We start from the raw sequence: 17,269 nt of genomic DNA, 5'->3' as shown, positions 1-17,269 counted from the left end.
GCTGTTTATGAACTCATAAATAGCTTTAATAGTATAAGAAATTGGATAAAGCATCATGAATTTGCATGAGTATCAGGCAAAACAACTTTTTGCCGACTATGGTTTACCTGTATCTGAAGGTTTCGCTTGTGATACACCACAAGAAGCAGTTGAAGCTGCTGGTAAAATCGGTGGTGACAAGTGGGTTGTTAAATGTCAAGTGCACGCAGGTGGACGTGGTAAAGCTGGCGGTGTAAAACTAGCCGACAGCAAAGACGAAATCCGCGCATTCGCAGAAAACTGGTTAGGTAAAAACTTAGTTACTTACCAAACAGACGAAAAAGGTCAGCCAGTTGCTAAAATCTTAGTAGAAAGCTGCACTGATATTGCAAATGAATTATACCTAGGTGCTGTTGTAGACCGTGCTTCACGTAAAATCGTGTTCATGGCTTCAACTGAAGGTGGTGTTGAAATCGAGCAAGTTGCTGAAGAAACACCTGAACTAATTCACAAAGCAGAAATCGATCCACTAGTAGGCCCTCAAGCTTACCAAGGTCGTGAGCTAGGCTTCAAACTAGGTCTAACTCCTGCACAAATCAAACAGTTCACTAAGATCTTCTTAGGTCTTGCGAACATGTTCATCGATCACGATTTCGCACTTCTTGAAATCAACCCTCTAGTAATCACAGACGCTGGTAACCTTCACTGTCTAGACGGTAAGATCGGTGTAGACGGTAACGCATTATTCCGTCAGCCTAAGATCCGTGAATTCCACGATCCTTCACAAGAAGACGCGCGTGAAGCTCACGCAGCAAGCTTCGAGCTTAACTACGTTGCTCTAGACGGTAACGTTGGTTGTATGGTTAACGGTGCAGGCCTAGCAATGGGTACTATGGACATCGTAAACCTACATGGTGGTAAGCCAGCTAACTTCCTAGATGTTGGTGGCGGTGCTACTAAAGAGCGTGTTGCTGAAGCATTCAAGATCATCCTTTCTGATGACAATGTTAAAGCAGTTCTAGTTAACATCTTCGGTGGTATCGTACGTTGTGACATGATCGCAGAAGGTATCATTGGTGCTGTTAAAGAAGTTGGTGTAAACGTACCAGTTGTTGTACGTCTTGAAGGTACTAACTCTGAACTAGGTCGTGAAGTTCTTGCTAACTCTGATCTTGACATCATTGCAGCTGAGTCTCTAACTGACGCTGCTGAGAAAGTAGTTGCTGCTGCGGAGGGCAAATAATGTCTGTTTTAATTAACAAAGATACTAAAGTAATCTGTCAAGGTTTCACTGGTGGTCAAGGTACTTTCCACTCAGAGCAAGCTATCCAGTACGGTACACAGATGGTTGGTGGTGTTTCTCCAGGTAAAGGTGGTACAACTCACCTAGGTCTTCCTGTATTCAACACTGTGCGTGAAGCTGTAGAAACTACTGGCGCAACTGCATCAGTAATCTACGTTCCAGCTGCGTTCTGTAAAGATGCTATCTTAGAAGCAATCGATGCTGGTATCCAGCTTATCGTTTGTATCACTGAAGGTATCCCTACACTAGACATGGTTGACGTGAAAGAGAAGCTTGAGCAAACTGGCGTTCGTATGATCGGTCCTAACTGCCCAGGTGTTATCACTCCAGGTGAAACTAAGATCGGTATCATGCCTGGTCACATCCACAAGCCAGGTAAAGTAGGTATCGTATCACGTTCTGGTACGCTTACTTACGAAGCTGTTAAGCAAACAACTGACGCTGGTTTCGGTCAATCTACATGTGTTGGTATCGGTGGTGACCCAATCCCTGGTACTAACTTCATCGACGTACTTGAGATGTTCGAGAAAGACGAGCAAACTGAAGCTATCGTAATGATCGGTGAGATTGGTGGTACAGCTGAAGAAGAAGCAGCTGAGTACATCAAGCACAATGTAACTAAGCCAGTTGTTTCTTACATCGCTGGTGTTACAGCTCCTCCAGGTAAGCGCATGGGCCACGCTGGTGCAATTATCTCTGGTGGTAAAGGTACAGCTGACGAGAAGTTCGCTGCACTAGAAGCTGCAGGTGTTAAGACTGTTCGTTCACTAGCTGACATCGGTGTTGCACTTAAAGAAAAAGCGGGTTGGTAATCTAACCTTGCTTAAAAAGGCTCCTTAGGGAGCCTTTTTTGTATTTAAATTTCGATAGCTAGAAGCTAGAAGCTAGAAGCTAGAAGCTAGAAGTGTAAAATAAAACTTAAATTTGTTCTTCTTCGCGAAGTGTGAGTACTTCAAAACCGTCTTTTGTAACAAGAATAGTGTGTTCGGCTTGTGCTGAAAGCTTTCTGTCTTTGGTGACTACAGTCCAACCATCTTTTTTAGTTTTAACTCTTGCTGTGCCTTGGTTGATCATTGGTTCAATTGTGAAAGTCATGCCTTCTTTTAAAGTTAGGCCAGTGTTAGGGCGGCCATAGTGTAAAACATTTGGCTCTTCATGCATTTCTCGGCCTATACCGTGCCCGCAATACTCTTTTACAACCGTGTAGCCAAATTTACTCACATAATTCTGTATTGCAAATCCAATATCACCGAGCTTTGCACCTGGCTTTACGGTTTTTATACCTAACCACATCGCCTCAGTCGTGACTTTGACCAGTGCTCTCGCATCAGGTTTGGCATCTGGCATGACATACATTTTACTTGAGTCTGTGATAAAGCCATTTTTCTCTAAAGTAATGTCAATATTGACGATATCAGTACTTTTTAAAACCTGGCTTGCACTAGGTACGCCATGACAGACTACTTCGTTAATTGAGCTATTTAGACAATACTGATAGCCGTATTGTCCTTTTGAAGCAGGGCGCGCCCTTAATTCATTGACGATATAGTTTTCTACTTGCGAATCAATTTCTAACGTTGAAACTCCGGGTTTGATGAAATCGTCGAGCATTTTGAACACTTTGGCGAGCAACTTGCCTGATTCTTTCATCAGTGCAATTTCATCTACCGATTTAATGGTAACTTCATTCATTCAGTGATGCCTCTTTTTGTCGCTGTAACATGAGTTCTTGTTGAATTAACTCGTTAAATGTTTTGTCAGGATGCATTTCGCATAAGCGACCTATTTTTATCCAAAATTCGGCTTGCGAGTTGATAGAGCGAGACATAACTGACGACGTTGTACGAATTTCTTCGTGTAGTTCATCTGAAATTTTTACAATACCCATTATATATTCCATATATAAAACATATATACATTGTATATCGTGAAATAAAAAAAGGAAGCGAATGCTTCCTTTGGTTTGCTTAACATTACATCTAAAATGCTTTTTAACTTTTGCTAGTTTCCAATCCAAATGGGTCATCAATACTATGACTTGGCTCAGTAAACCATTTAGGACCGTTTTCCGTCATATAGAAATGATCCTCAAGGCGAATCCCAAACTCATTAGGGATCACTAGCATAGGCTCGTTACTAAAACACATGCCTGGTGCTAATGGTTGCGGGTTATTCTTTACAAGATAAGGCCATTCATGAATATCTAAGCCGATACCGTGGCCTGTTCTGTGCGGACATCCTGGTGTTTGATAATCAGGGCCAAGATCAACTGACGCTAAATAATCTCTTGCCGCTTTATCTACATCGCCACATGTATTACCAATTTGTGCCGCTTCAAATGCAGCAGCCTGCGCATTCTTCTCATGTTGCCACATACTTTTTTGGCGCTCTGTTGCTTCGCCAAATACAAATGTGCGGGTGATATCCGATAGGTAATCATGTACTTTGCAGCCAGTATCAATTAGAACCACATCACCTTCTTTTAAGGTTTGTGGGTCTTTCACACCATGTGGAAACGAGCTTGCTTTACCAAACAGTACAATCACGAAATAGTTTCCTGATGGTGCGCCCACTTTTTTATGCGCTTCATTTATGAAGGCTTCAACTTCAGTCGTGCTGATCCCTTCATGTAACATACTCGCCGTTGCTTTATGAACTTCTAAAGTCATGTCCATAGCACGTTGAATAAGCTTCAATTCGTTGTCTGATTTATACATACGACAATGTGCAGTGACTTCTTTACCGTTAATTAGCTTAAGAGAAGGAGCAAGGTTGCGAATGCCATCAAAAATGAAAAACGCCGCGCTTTCATCAATGGCAACTTTTGCATCTGAGTCAATGCCAAGCTGTTCAAGCACGTTTAAGAATAATTGGTAAGGGCTCTGCTCTTCTTGCCAGCCGTGAATTGGACCTTCTACGACTTGATGGTCTAATAGTGTGCCAATTTCGAAATAAGGCGCGATAAATTGCACTTCGCCTTTTGCTGGTAAAATAGCGCCAACCATACGCTCACTGGCATACCATTGCATACCTGTGAAGTATTTTAAATTCGTGCCTGCATTCAAATATAAAGCTGCAATATCGTTGTCTTGCATATAGCGCTGTGCTTTTTCTATACGCTGCTGGTATTCTTCGATGCTAATTGGCTTTAAGTCATGAGTCATATTTTGTAATGACTCTAAAGCTTCTTGTTTGGTTTTCGTACCAACGCCTAATGGCTTCATATTTTGCTCCTAGAATCTGTCTATTCTGTAAGGGGTTAAATCTATGCTAGTTTTCTCACCTAAGCAAAGTTGTGAGACAATTTGTGCTGTAATTGCCGCTTGGGTCAGACCTAAATGTTGATGGCCAAAAGCAAATACAATATTTTTATTATTGGGTGCTGTATTTAATACAGGTAATGAATCAGGAAGAGAAGGGCGATGACCCATCCAGGTGGTTTTAACACTTTGTTTTTTGATACCGTTAACAAGCGCTTTGGCGTGATCTAAAAGCATAGTCGCTCTTGTCATGTTTTCAGCGGCTTCCAGTCCTGCAAACTCCACGGTGCCAGCTAGTCTAAGCCCTTGCTTCATTGGGGTTATAATAAATTGTCTATCGGCTGAAGCTACAGGGCGTTGTAAACTAGTCGAATTATCAATCATGGCATGGTAACCACGCTCAGTATCTATCGGTACTTTAAAACCAAGTTGTTTTGCTAAAGGTTTGCTCCAAGCGCCGGTCGAAACTACCACTTTAGCAAATTGATGTTTGGCGCCTGATGCAAGCTCGATCATCACCCCATTATTGTTCGGGACAATTCGTGTCACTTTATCATTTTTAAATACTAAGCCCTGACTTTTTGCTATTTTATAAATGGCTTGGCATAAGTCATATGGGTCAACGCTGTGGCCAACTTCAGTAAAATATAAAGCTTGTTTAATGTTCTTGCTTAGACTTGGCTCTAGTTCAAAAACATCATCACCTTTTAAGTGTTTAACTGCAACGCCATTTGCTCGAAATGATTGAGCCATTGTCGCAGCCAATTTATAATCTTCGTGTTCAAAGCTGAGTAGGCTGCCATCTACATGGATTAACTTTTCGAAGTTCTCTTCACCTAATAAAGTCTTATAGGCAGGTAGTGATGCCTCGTTTAATTGCCTAAGTGCCTTGGTATGCGCACTAAATTTTGATTTAGACATATTGATTAAAAAGCGAGTGAACCATGGTAAGGCTTTGAACAGATATAACCAATCTATTCTTAAAGCGCCTTTTGGATTTAACAACATACTAGGAAGTTTTGGTAATAAACTCGCTTGTGCGAGTGGGAAAACTTGTTCAGTAGCGAAGTGACCGGCGTTACCTTTAGAGCATTTTTCTGCAATACCGTGTTCATCAAATAATGTGACTGAAAATCCAGCATCAGTCAGACTTTTCGCATTGCAAAGCCCAATGATCCCAGCGCCGATAACAGCAATATGTTGCTTCTCTTGCATCGATTGTCTCCAAAATACCTTGAAAGCCTAATTTCAAGATATTGCATGTCTCTATTTTTTAGTTTGTATAGAAAATTTGGTTCGTCTTCAAACTGTGAGTTTTATTAATACTTTCAGTTGCTTAATCTTTTAAACGTCAATATGTCTTCAGATCGATAAAAACTTTTAAAGAAAAATACACAGTGGAATATTGAACATTGTATACAATATGCGTAGGATGTAAACCATAAAAGGTAAAGAGGAAAGACAATGAACATTAATTGCCAAGTTCTGTATTCAGTAGTTGCTCCGCAATTAAATGAAAGTTTTACGAATCAACTCCAAAATGCTGTGAACACGAATACGGTTCTTAGCTTAGGCAAGCAGGGTTATTAATATGCGTAAAGGGACATTTTCTTGTATCGATGGCCACACTTGCGGCAACCCTGTACGCTTAATCACTAGCGGTCACCCTTATCTTAAGGGTGAAACGATGAGCGAAAAACGTCAGCACTTTCTTGCCGAGTTTGATTGGATCCGTCAATCACTGATGTTCGAACCGCGCGGGCACGATATGATGTCAGGTTCATTTATATATCCACCAACAACCGATGATGGCGATGCGGCTATTTTATTCGTTGAAACATCTGGATGTTTACCCATGTGTGGTCACGGCACCATAGGTACAGTGACTTTTGCGTTGGAGCATGCGCAAATGCATCCTAAAGAACCAGGGAAATTAAAGCTTGATACTCCAGCAGGGCGTGTTAATGCCGAATATTCAATGGTTGATGGCAAAGTTGAATGGGTAAAAATATTCAATGTGCCTGCTTTTTTAGCCTATGAAAATATTGAAGTCGAAGTCCCTGAGCTTGGCAAATTAACGGTCGATATCTCTTACGGTGGTAACTACTACATTATTGTAGAGCCACAACAAAATTTCCCAGGTATTGAAAATTGGTCTGCTGCTGAAATTCTTAAATATAGCCCGCTTGTGCGAACAGCAATTAATGAGTTACTAGAGTGTGTGCACCCTGAAGATCCAACCGTAAAAGGCGCATCGCATCTTCTTTGGACTGGCAAACCAAAACATGCAGAATCAAGCGCAGCCAATGCGGTTTTCTATGGCGATAAAGCCATAGACAGATCGCCTTGTGGCACAGGCACAAGCGCAAGAATGGCGCAGTTATTTGCAAAAGGTAAATTACAGCCAGGTGAAGATTTTGTACATGAAAGTTACATCGGCAGCCAGTTCGTAGGTTGTATAGAAGGTGTTACGGAAGTCGCGGGTAAAACAGCAATCCTACCAAGTATCAAAGGATGGTCGAAAGTAACGGGCACTAGCAACATTAGCGTGGATGATAGTGACCCGTATGCTTTTGGCTTTCAAGTTGTATAACAAATTTAAACTAGACTAAAACCAGCAATTAGTAGCTGGTTTTTTCATTGAGGAGAAAAAGATGGAAATTAGCGGTGCAAGTTTTATCGCAGGTGAATGGTTAAAAGATGCGGATGCATCAGTTTTTCATGCCTTTTCACCAAAGCGCCATGAGCCAATCGATACTCAGTTTTTCGAAGCAAGCCAAGACATGCTTGCAACAGCGATCAATGAAGCTGAAAAAGCATTTAAAGTTTATAGAAAGACTTCTCTTATTGAGCGTGCAACATTCTTGCATGCCATTGCAGATGAAATAGAAGCCCTAGGTGATCAACTGCTTGAAGTGACTCACGAAGAGACAAACCTGCCGTTTGCCCGTTTACAAGGCGAACGCGGCCGTACTATGAATCAGTTACGTGCTTTTGCACAAGGTTTAGAGCAAAGCCAAAACGGCATTGTTAACCTAAGTGTATTAGACGAGGCAGATCCTGCACGTGCACCGTTAGCTAAGCCGCGCACCCAACTTGATTTTATCCCTGTTGGTGTTGTTGCTGTTTTCGGAGCTTCAAACTTCCCTTATGCGTTCTCGACGCTTGGTGGTGATACGGCATCGGCACTTGCTGCAGGTTGTCCTGTTGTAATGAAAAGCCATACTGCGCACCCAGCAACCAGCGAGTTAATGACTCGAGCTATTGAAAAAGCGATTGACAAGTGTGATATGCCAAAAGGTGTATTTTCAATGATCCAAGCGAAGAAATACGACATGGCACATGCACTTGTTGCTGCAGAGCCGATTAAAGCGGTCGGTTTCACGGGCTCAATGTCTGTCGCGAGTAAATTAATCGACACGATTAATACACGTAAAGAAGCTATTCCATTCTATGGTGAATTAGGCAGTATTAACCCGCAATTTGTGTTACCAGAAATGGCAGAACAAAATGGCGAAGAGCTTGGTGCGAATTTATGTAATTCAATGTTGATGGGTAATGGCCAGTTTTGTACTAGCCCAGGCCTTTGGTTAGTACCAAACAGCTCAGTTGCATTACTAGAAAGCGTTAAGAAAACTGTGGCTGCAAGCTGTTCAGATACTTTATTATCACCAAATATTCTGAATAGCTTCAAACAAGCCATGGTCGAGCGCTCAGATATCGAGGGTGTAGAGGTTTTGGCAGCGGCAGAGTTATCTGAAGCGTTTCATGCAAATGCCCATATCTTTAAAACGGATATCGACACTTACTTGAATACACCTTCATTACATGAAGAAGTATTTGGTCCTGCAGCTATGTTGGTGACCTACGACTCTATGGCACAGCTAGAAACCTTGGTTGATGCTCTAGAAGGTCAGTTAACAGCATCAATCCATGGCACGGGCAGCGATATAGCGTCTGCGTCTGATCTAAGTGAAGATCTACAGTACAAAGTAGGGCGTTTAATTGAGAACCAAATGCCTACGGGCGTTGAAGTTTGTGCATCAATGAACCATGGTGGTCCATTCCCATCTTCAACAGATGTACGTTCAACCTCTGTTGGCTTGAATGCGATTCAACGTTTCTTACGTCCAATATGTCGTCAAAGTGCGATGTAATCTAAGTATTGAATTGCTTTATCCGCATATTTAATGCAAAAAAAGACCCAGAGTACAGGTTACTCTGGGCTTAGGGGACGGCTCATTTGAGCCAATGCGTTAACTTAAAACACCTTTCTAACAATCAGGGAGAAGTAAGAAAGTAATTTAATTGTAGTTAACTCTTAACAAAAACTACAAATAAACAACATAAAATAAACTCTATAATTATCAGTAACATATATGCTTATAAGAATTTAGTCTAAAAACTTAATCAGACTGCTAACGCGACCATTCAATAACTCTATTATTCATAACTAAATCTCTAGGTAATGAATTTTTAATTTTATTTTTTTGCCATTTTCCTAAACCTATCGGTGCACCACAAAGGGTTAAAATAACCTCACCATTTTGATTGCTAACTGTTTCAAGTCGAATATCTTTGCCTTGATAATAATCGGCAGCTTGTGATTGTGTGAGCGCATAGGTGTTACTTTCTGCAAGTTTCCCAAGTGCTGTTGCAAATTCATGTTCAAGCCGTACGCCATTTTTATGGGTTGTGCCTAACTTGATCCCGATACGAGAATATTTGATCTTATTCTCAATTTCAGAGAATCGTTCAGGAAAAAGCCAGAGCTCTTTGTCTCGAATTGTCAGCTCTCCCGGTAGTGATGTAATTCCGAATTGTTTTTTGATTGCTGACATGAAGGTTTGCGTTAACTTTTTATCAGCCGATGAAAACGGGAAAGCACCTTTTTTGGTTTTTAAATTCGGGTTATCAACCGATTTTAATTTTTTAAATTTAGCGATGAAAAAGCCTTCACTGTCAAAAATCTGAGGCCATACATGCAAATAGCCTTCTGGAGTACAGGCTTTGTCTGCATTTTCAAAAAGTGCATTTAATGGCTCGATTTCAACACTGTCGCCAAATTGCTCAAGTAGGTACTGACACACCGCTTGGTTTTCAATTGGTGTGAGAGTACAGGTTGAGTAAATTAAAGAGCCACCGGGTTTCAGAGCAAAGAATGCGCTTTTGATAAGTTGTTTTTGTACATCGGCAATCTCAATGTTTGACTCAACAGACCAATTCTTTAAGGCATCAGCATCTTTTCTGACTGTGCCTTCACCAGAACAAGGTGCATCTAGCTGAATGTTATCGAAACACTCAAACATATAATCGCCAAAGACAGCACCGTCAAAATGAGACAGTGCACAGTTATGCACGCCCATACGCTTCATATTTGCAGCCAGTACTTTTAAGCGTGAAGAAGAAAGCTCGTTTGCAACCAGAATGCCTTGGTTATTCATCATTGCGGCTATTTGCGATGTTTTTGACCCGGGGGCAGCAGCCATATCTAGGACTATGCCATCTTCTTTTAAACTTGATTGAAGCGCCATAGGTGGCAACATTGAGCTGGCTTCTTGAACATAAATACCACCACTCAAATGAATATCCGTGCTGCCTAGAGGAAGGGCCTCTTCCTCTTCAACACTTCTCTCAAGCCAAAAGCCTGTGTCGCACCAAGGAACCCCTTCAATTTTCCAGTTATTCGCTGAGCAGTACTGCTTAAATTCAGTGACTGTCATTTTCAATGTATTCACTCTGACTGATCGTCTAAGCGGTTTTTGACAATACTCAATAAAAGATTCAATACTCAAGCTGTCAGGTAAATAGGTTTTTACATCGTCGATGAAATTCTGTGGTATGAAGGTATCGGTATTCAAAATAATCTCTAGCAAATTTGCTTTTGACGAGATCTTATCATTTTAAGAATAAATTTCTTTCAAATATAAAAAGTGTTTAGTGTAAAAATCTAAATTTACTCAAATATTCGTATTTAAACATGTTCTAGTTGGTACTAAAGTTTATAAATTGTTCGAATTGGAATAATTACACATGATCGCTAGGTACGTTTTTATAATACTGATACTTTCCTTGATAACAGGATGTGGTGGCGGATCGCAATCTGAAGAGCCAGCACCAGAACAGCCCGCAGTATCCGGTTCTGATAATGGAGATGGCTTAGATTCAGATGGGGGGGTAGACGGTTCCAGTGATGACTCTAGCAGTGGGTCTGACCAGGATTCAGAGAACGATTCTGATAATGGAAATGGCTCAGATTCAGATGGGGGGGGAGACGGTTCTAGTGATGACTCTAGCAGTGGGTCTGACCAGGATTCAGAGAACGATTCTGATAATGATAGTAGCGATGAAGCCGAACCACCGGTTATTGCCATAAAAATAGATTCAGATACCTTCAAACAAGGTGAAATAGTTAAAGTTAAGGTCGAGGTAACAGAGCAAGGCTCAGAATCATTCAGTTTTGCATGGCAACAATTAACAGGACCTGAAATCGCACTGACAACGACTGATTCGTTAGAGTTTACAGCTTCTAATAATTCCACAGCTCTAGATGAAAAGTATCATTTCTTAGTGACAGTGACCAATTCAGATGGTCTTTCCGCGGAACAAGAAGTTAGATTTTCAGTATTGAAGGATATGAACGAGGCACAAGCTGCAAGGCTTCTCCACCAGGCAAGTCTTGGACCGACTTATAATGAAATTCTGGCAGTTACAGGTAAAAGTTACGAACAATGGCTTGATGATCAATTTAACCTCCCGATTACTTATCACAGTCCACTCGTCGAAAATTACCCAAACCGTGATGAGCCCAATCAAATTAATCGTATAGATGCATGGTGGAAAGCAAGTTTAAACGCAGAAGATCAGTTAAGACAGCGTGTTGCTTTTGCCCTGAGTGAAATCTTTGTTGTATCCGATCTAAATACATCACTCAGTGGTGAGCCTGAAGGCATGGCTGCTTATTATGACATTTTACTTGAATACGCTTTTGGAAATTATAGAGACTTATTAGAGCAAGTCACTTTATCACCTGTGATGGGGGTGTACCTAAGCCACCTAGGAAATGAAAAGGCTGATCTAGAACGTAATATTCGGCCTGATGAGAATTATGCACGTGAAGTTATGCAGTTATTCACTATAGGTCTTAACGAACTAAATTTAAATGGTACGACTAAGCAAGATGTAAATGGTGAAATCATACCAACATACGGTCAAACTGAAATTGAAGGGTTTGCAAAAGTGTTTACTGGTTGGACATTTGCATATAGTGCTAGGTGGAGCAGGCCAAGTAGAAACTATACTTTGCCGATGCAAGCTTTTGAAGACTATCACTCGAGCGCTGAAAAAACATTGCTAAATGGTGAGTTTATTCCACCAAATACGAGCGCGGAACAAAGCCTAGAAATTGCGTTAGATAATTTGTTTAATCACGATAATGTCGCACCATTTATTTCAAAACAGCTAATACAACGATTAATTACTTCTAACCCAAGCCCAGGTTACGTAGAGCGGGTCGCTATGGTATTCAATGATAACGGTGAGGGGGTAAGGGGAGATTTGGCTGCCACAGTGAAAGCGATTTATTTAGATAATGAAGCTAGAGGTCTTGGTTCACCGCTTGCCCATTTTGGCAAAATAAAAGAACCTTTACTCAAAACAGTTCAGTTCTGGCGGGTTTTTAACGCTAAAACCCTTAACAACCGCTATTACACTTGGAATTTACCCTCAACTTATGGTCAAGGTCCTTTACAGTCGCCTTCTGTATTCAATTTTTTTAGACCGGATTTTCAGCCTGGGGAGTTGGCAAGTACTGAATTTGTTGCCCCCGAACTGCAAATTGCTAATGACGCAGCGTTAGTTGGTATCATTAACACCCACTATGCAGATCTCGTTTGGCGTGTGGCTGAGCGTCATGATGAGTTAAATGAAAACAGCCTTTATTTATATATGCAAACAGACCACGACTTAATCAATATGAATGGGCTGAGTGCAGTTTTAGATAAATACGATTTGCTATTTTTCGCCGGTAATATGTCACAAGAAATGAGACAATCGTTAGTTGATATGGATGAGTTTTTTGCAAGCCGCGACAGTTACCAACGTATTTCCAATCTTGTTTATTTAATTTCAATTTCACCTGAATTTACCTTGCAGCAGTAGGAGACGGACATGAATAGAAGAAAGTTTTTATCTTATTGTATGAAAGGTGGAGTATCGGTTGCCGCATTAACTCAATTGCAGCTACAGGCTTTTCAGGGATCTTTGTCTTATAGCTTTGACGATCATAAAGCGCTTGTCTGTGTCTTTTTATTCGGTGGTAATGATTCACTAAATATGTTGGTGCCTTTAGAGGGCGAACAGCGGAGCTTATACGAAGCAAGTCGACAAAACTTAGCGGTGACAGATGCACTCCAACTCGCTCCAGTTAGTGAATTTGCTGGTGGAGTAGGTCTTCATCCTGCTATGGGTTCAATAAAAACTATTTTTGATAATAAAAATTTGGCTTTTATATCCGGTGTAGGCAGCTTGATTGTGCCAACTAGCAAAGCAGACTATCAAAATGAAAGTGTGCCTCTTCCTAAGCACTTATTCTCTCATAACGATCAGCAAGCGACATGGATGCATGGCAGAGAAAAAATCTCTTTAAATAGTGGCTGGGGCGCAAGACTATTAGAGCGATTAGATCAAGGTGGCTCATTCGTGAACAACATTTCACTGGCAGGCACAAATCCGTGGCAAACCAGTGTTAATCTCACGCCATTCTCATTACATAGAAGTGGTGTCAGTAAAATAAACCCAATTAATGGTACTGGAAATCGCGCAGCCCATGTAAAAAGTATAATGAATAGAGTGTTGGCCCAGTCAACCCACCCTCTAGCGAGTGCATATGGTTCGAAAATGCAAAAAGCGATTACAAATACCGAAACAATGAATAGTGCCATTGAGTCCAGCGAAGATCTAAGCAGCTACTTCTCTGATAGCAGCTTATCACAGCAACTGCATACGGTGGCTAAATCAATATCAGTCAGAGAAACACTCAATGCAAAAAGGCAGATTTACTTTGTTAGCATGGGTGGCTTCGATACTCATGATAATCAACTCACAACTCACCCAGCATTATTAGGCGCTTTATCTCAGTCTTTGTCAGAGTTCAATGCAGCGATGTCATCCATCAATGCAAACGATGATGTAACCTTATTCACGATGAGTGACTTTGGTCGCACACTAACGTCCAATGGTGATGGTACTGATCATGGTTGGGCGGGAAATCAAATCATTATGGGCGGCGCGGTAAATGGCGGAGAAATTTATGGCTCACTGATGATGCAACATCTAGACGGTCCGAATGATACGCGGGGGGGTCGTTTGATCCCACAAGTTGCCAATGAGCAATACTTTGCGTCTTTAGCGCAGTGGTTTGGTTTAGATAACACAGAATTGGTTGATATTTTTCCAAACTTAGCCAACTTTAACTCACATACCTTGCCATTTATGCGAAGTTAACAAAAGGATATTGTATACAATTGTTGTTTGGGTTATGTTATTGCCATTATTGGCGGTGGTTTAACTCAAATGCAGACACGATATCTTCAACGTCAGCAACGTTTATTAGTTGCTTTACAAGAGAAAGGCGTAAAAAACTTGTTGGTGTTTAATTATGAAAACATCTTCTACCTAACAGGTTACAGTGGTAACGCAGCTTACCTCATCGTTTCAACACAAGGTCTATTTCTGATCACTGATTACCGATATTTCGAACGGGCAAAATCAGAAAGCAATGGTTGTGAAATTATTTGCAGAGACAGAGACAGCGAATCATTAGGCGCGTGTATAAAACGTTTCTTACCTCATGAAAAAACGGGGTTTGAAAGCCAAGCTATCAATTATGGTGTTTGGTTATCTATCGCGAATGAATTAGCCTCATATAATGTTTCACCACTTGATGGTTGCATTGAAACACTCAGGGTGGTTAAAGACGAGTTCGAAGTTGCTTCTATTAAAAAAGCAGCAGCTATTGCAGATTTGGCCCTTGCGGATTTGCTCACACAAGTTTCAACAGGGGTGACTGAATTAGATTTGGCTACTGAGCTTGACTACAAAATGAAAAAGCTTGGCTCTGATGGTGTAAGCTTCGACACCATTTTATTGTTTGCAGAGCGAAGTGCATTGCCGCATGGGAAGCCTGGTGAAAGAAAGCTTAATTATGGTGACTTGTTACTGGTTGATTTTGGTGCTGTTGTAAATGGCTATCGTTCAGATATGACGCGTACTTATGTTTATGGCGAACCAAACTCTCGACAACAAGCTATGTATGAAGCTGTTATGGCATCTCAAAGCAAATCTTTAGAGAGTCTTAAAGCAGGAGTCGATTGCCAGCAGCTAAATCAGGTTTCATTAGATGTTTTGGCTCAAGCTGGTTTTTTAGAGTATGCAGGCAAAGGACTGGGCCATGGGGTGGGTTTGGCATTACATGAAGTGCCTTTTATAAACTCAAATACAGATTATAGGTTAGAAGCAGGAAACATTATAACCATCGAGCCCGGTGTATATATACCGGACATTGGCGGTATCCGTATTGAAGATGATGTGCTCATTACTCATGATGGTTTTGAGTTTATAACCCATGCACCAAAATCGTTTGTGATTAATTAAGGAAAAGAAATGAAAATAGTTTCCGAACAACAAGTACATGCGAGTTTAAATTTCAACAAGGTCATCGACGCTTTAAAAGAAGGCTTTTCAAGACCTGCGGGCACACCGACCAGACAAGTTTTTGAACTATCAGAGTCTGAAGAGAACCACGATGCTTTTGCCGTTTTACCTGCATGGAATGAAGAAGTTATCGGTGTTAAATCCTTTACTTATTTTCCTTCGAATGCAGAGCATGGATATAAAAGTTTATATTCTAAAATTATGTTGTTTGATCGCACTCACGGTGAGCCACTGGCATTGGTAGATGGCACGAGTGTGACACTTTGGCGAACGGCAGCAGTGTCCGCGCTAGCAAGTCAATATCTATCAAGACAAGATAGTGCCCATTTGGTGTACTTTGGTTCAGGTAATTTGTCACGTTACATGATTGAAGCCCATATGAGTGTACGTGATATTAAGAAAGTAACTATCATTGCAAGAAACACAGATAAAGCAGAAAGTTTACGCTCGTTACTTGCTGAAAAATATTCACAAGTAGAATTTTTACTCGGAGAGTCAAATCAAGCAACCATTAGTTCGGCTGACATCATCAGTTGTGGTACGGGGGCACATGACCCTTTGTTTGATGGTAATTGGGTGTCAGATGGCGCGCATATAGACTTAATTGGCAATCACCACAAACAATTTAGAGAGTGTGACTCTGCTTGTGTTGTGCGTTCAAAAGTGTTTGTCGATAGTAAAAAGAACGTGTTGAATGAAGCTGGGGAGATACTTATTCCTATTGCCGAAGGCGTTTTTTCGGAGCAGCAGATCATCGCTGAACTTAGCGAAATGCATCAATTTGATACATTAAGAGCTAAAACTGATATTACCTTATTTAAATCAGTTGGTACTGCGCTAAGCGACCTTATAACAGCACATTTGGTGTATAAGTCGCAGTGATGATCTGGTTAAGTGTACTCGTTACCTCGTTATTTTTTGCTGCCACATTCATAATGTGGCAGAGCAAAAAGAAGCAATTAAACAAACGTATATGGCGTCAGGTGCAAGTAGAGAATTTGGTTAAAGTAAAACAGCATAAGGCTGGGCCATTAGAAATGTTAGGTGAGTCGAGTCTTTTAGTTGAATTTACTTTTAATGAAATTAGCTATTGTTGTCAAACTGCCTTTAGACCCGATTTATATGAATCGTTTAAAGATCAAAAGGCCACTTTCATTTTAATTGATCCTGAGAACCCCAAACAGTGTTATTACAATGCTTGTCAGCAAACAAGATATGCAAAGTTGTGGGTGAGCCTTTCACTTTGTCTTAGTGCTTGTTTAATTCTAATCGCTGTATTCAAACATACTTAGAAGTAAGAATACCAATCCTCAATAATACTCAATCATTTTGAGGGACTAAAACTGACGCTAATTTCGTTGAAAATTTCCTATTTAGAACAGATAAATAACAAAATTTCTCCTTGTTATTGACTCGTTTTTATTGCCTCAAAATAGGCTGCTTAATTAAGAGGGGTGGTATAAGTGATTGTTTGAAGGTAGGTAAGTAGGTGTATAGAGAAGGTTTTATTGAAGCAAAAAAAGCCGACTTACGTCGGCTTTTCTAATTTAGCTATTTTCTTCAGCGTATTTTTTACACGCTTCAGCATCTTCACATTCACCGTAAAGATATAAAGAGTGATTAGTCAATTTGATGCCATTTTGAGTCGCAATCTCAACCTGACGGGTTTCGATAACTTCATCTTCAAATTCAACAACCTTGCCACACTTCAAGCATACTAGGTGATCGTGGTGAGTGCTGCCCGCTAATTCAAAGACAGATTTACCACCTTCAAAATGGTGGCGAGTAACAATGCCTGCATCATCAAACTGGTTTAAAACTCGATAAACTGTTGCAAGGCCAATTTCTTCGCCTTTATCTAATAAAATTTTATAAACGTCTTCAGCGCTGATATGTTGATTATCAGGAGACTGCAAGATTTCTAAAATTTTAATTCGTGGCAAAGTAACTTTTAACCCTGCTTTCTTCAACTCTAAGTTATGATCAGTCATTATCTGTCTCAGTAATTTTATTA

General features: G+C 40.6%; 15 protein-coding genes. 9 read left to right on the top strand and 6 right to left on the bottom strand.

The genetic code is table 11. The annotated features are described in order from the left end of the window. Window positions 1-55 precede the first annotated feature (55 nt). Window positions 56-1,222 carry an ADP-forming succinate--CoA ligase subunit beta gene (gene sucC / locus AAEU28_RS01655; RefSeq protein WP_058029927.1) on the top strand — a complete coding sequence of 389 codons (1,167 nt, stop codon included), beginning with the start codon at window positions 56-58 and terminating at the stop codon, window positions 1,220-1,222. Then, window positions 1,222-2,094, top strand: a complete 873-nt coding sequence (sucD, locus tag AAEU28_RS01650) for a succinate--CoA ligase subunit alpha (protein WP_058029926.1) — start codon at window positions 1,222-1,224, stop codon at window positions 2,092-2,094. Before sucC ends, sucD begins: the two co-directional genes overlap by 1 nt. A gap of 106 nt (window positions 2,095-2,200) precedes the next feature. Here sucD and map read toward each other — a convergent pair whose 3' ends face one another. The 4 genes from map to AAEU28_RS01630 all read right to left on the bottom strand — a co-directional run bounded on the left by map (window position 2,201) and on the right by AAEU28_RS01630 (window position 5,757). Beyond that, window positions 2,201-2,974: a type I methionyl aminopeptidase gene (gene map, locus AAEU28_RS01645; RefSeq protein WP_421962687.1), complete on the bottom strand. Its 774-nt coding sequence runs from the start codon at window positions 2,972-2,974 to the stop codon at window positions 2,201-2,203. After that, window positions 2,967-3,170 (bottom strand): ParD-like family protein, encoded by a 204-nt coding sequence (locus AAEU28_RS01640; protein WP_138478613.1) that lies wholly within the window; start codon window positions 3,168-3,170, stop codon window positions 2,967-2,969. The genes map and AAEU28_RS01640 overlap by 8 nt, the downstream gene beginning before the upstream one ends. Window positions 3,171-3,273: 103 nt before the next feature. After that, a complete protein-coding gene (locus AAEU28_RS01635) occupies window positions 3,274-4,506 on the bottom strand; it encodes a M24 family metallopeptidase (RefSeq protein ID WP_421962686.1) in 1,233 nt (410 codons plus the stop codon). Window positions 4,507-4,515: 9 nt separating this feature from the next. Continuing rightward, window positions 4,516-5,757: an NAD(P)/FAD-dependent oxidoreductase gene (locus AAEU28_RS01630; RefSeq protein ID WP_421962685.1), complete on the bottom strand. Its 1,242-nt coding sequence runs from the start codon at window positions 5,755-5,757 to the stop codon at window positions 4,516-4,518. A 376-nt stretch (window positions 5,758-6,133) separates the two neighbouring features. Here AAEU28_RS01630 and AAEU28_RS01625 point away from each other — a divergent pair, with 376 nt between their 5' ends. Together AAEU28_RS01625 and AAEU28_RS01620 are read left to right on the top strand one after the other, a co-directional pair. Further along, the gene (locus AAEU28_RS01625; RefSeq protein ID WP_421962684.1) at window positions 6,134-7,135 is read left to right on the top strand and encodes a 4-hydroxyproline epimerase; all 1,002 of its coding nucleotides are present in this window, start codon (window positions 6,134-6,136) and stop codon (window positions 7,133-7,135) included. A gap of 61 nt (window positions 7,136-7,196) precedes the next feature. Next, window positions 7,197-8,699 carry an aldehyde dehydrogenase (NADP(+)) gene (locus tag AAEU28_RS01620; RefSeq protein WP_421962683.1) on the top strand — a complete coding sequence of 501 codons (1,503 nt, stop codon included), beginning with the start codon at window positions 7,197-7,199 and terminating at the stop codon, window positions 8,697-8,699. 261 nt (window positions 8,700-8,960) lie between these two features. On the opposite strand, the gene rsmF is transcribed toward AAEU28_RS01620, so the two are convergent. Further along, a complete protein-coding gene (rsmF, locus tag AAEU28_RS01615; protein WP_421962682.1) occupies window positions 8,961-10,403 on the bottom strand; it encodes a 16S rRNA (cytosine(1407)-C(5))-methyltransferase RsmF in 1,443 nt (480 codons plus the stop codon). 172 nt (window positions 10,404-10,575) lie between these two features. On the opposite strand from rsmF, the gene AAEU28_RS01610 reads away from it, so the two are divergent. The 5 genes from AAEU28_RS01610 (at window position 10,576) to AAEU28_RS01590 (ending at window position 16,547) form a co-directional block, all read left to right on the top strand. Beyond that, on the top strand, window positions 10,576-12,702 hold the full coding sequence (locus tag AAEU28_RS01610; RefSeq protein ID WP_421962681.1) for a DUF1800 family protein: 2,127 nt from the start codon (window positions 10,576-10,578) through the stop codon (window positions 12,700-12,702). Between the two features lie 9 nt (window positions 12,703-12,711). Next, the gene (locus tag AAEU28_RS01605) at window positions 12,712-14,046 is read left to right on the top strand and encodes a DUF1501 domain-containing protein (RefSeq protein ID WP_421962680.1); all 1,335 of its coding nucleotides are present in this window, start codon (window positions 12,712-12,714) and stop codon (window positions 14,044-14,046) included. A gap of 69 nt (window positions 14,047-14,115) precedes the next feature. Then, a complete protein-coding gene (locus AAEU28_RS01600) occupies window positions 14,116-15,195 on the top strand; it encodes a M24 family metallopeptidase (protein ID WP_421962679.1) in 1,080 nt (359 codons plus the stop codon). A gap of 9 nt (window positions 15,196-15,204) precedes the next feature. After that, window positions 15,205-16,137, top strand: coding sequence for an ornithine cyclodeaminase family protein (locus AAEU28_RS01595; protein ID WP_421962678.1), 933 nt, complete (start codon window positions 15,205-15,207; stop codon window positions 16,135-16,137). After that, window positions 16,137-16,547 carry a hypothetical protein gene (locus tag AAEU28_RS01590; RefSeq protein ID WP_421962677.1) on the top strand — a complete coding sequence of 137 codons (411 nt, stop codon included), beginning with the start codon at window positions 16,137-16,139 and terminating at the stop codon, window positions 16,545-16,547. Before AAEU28_RS01595 ends, AAEU28_RS01590 begins: the two co-directional genes overlap by 1 nt. Before the next feature lie 255 nt (window positions 16,548-16,802). Here AAEU28_RS01590 and fur read toward each other — a convergent pair whose 3' ends face one another. Further along, window positions 16,803-17,246 carry a ferric iron uptake transcriptional regulator gene (gene fur / locus AAEU28_RS01585; protein WP_421962676.1) on the bottom strand — a complete coding sequence of 148 codons (444 nt, stop codon included), beginning with the start codon at window positions 17,244-17,246 and terminating at the stop codon, window positions 16,803-16,805. Window positions 17,247-17,269 lie beyond the last annotated feature (23 nt).

The sequence above is a fragment of the Pseudoalteromonas sp. SS15 genome, assembly GCF_049257195.1.
Lineage (GTDB): Bacteria > Pseudomonadota > Gammaproteobacteria > Enterobacterales > Alteromonadaceae > Pseudoalteromonas.
Note: the sequence above shows the minus strand (reverse complement) of the source record. Positions and strands in the feature narration are given on the sequence as shown.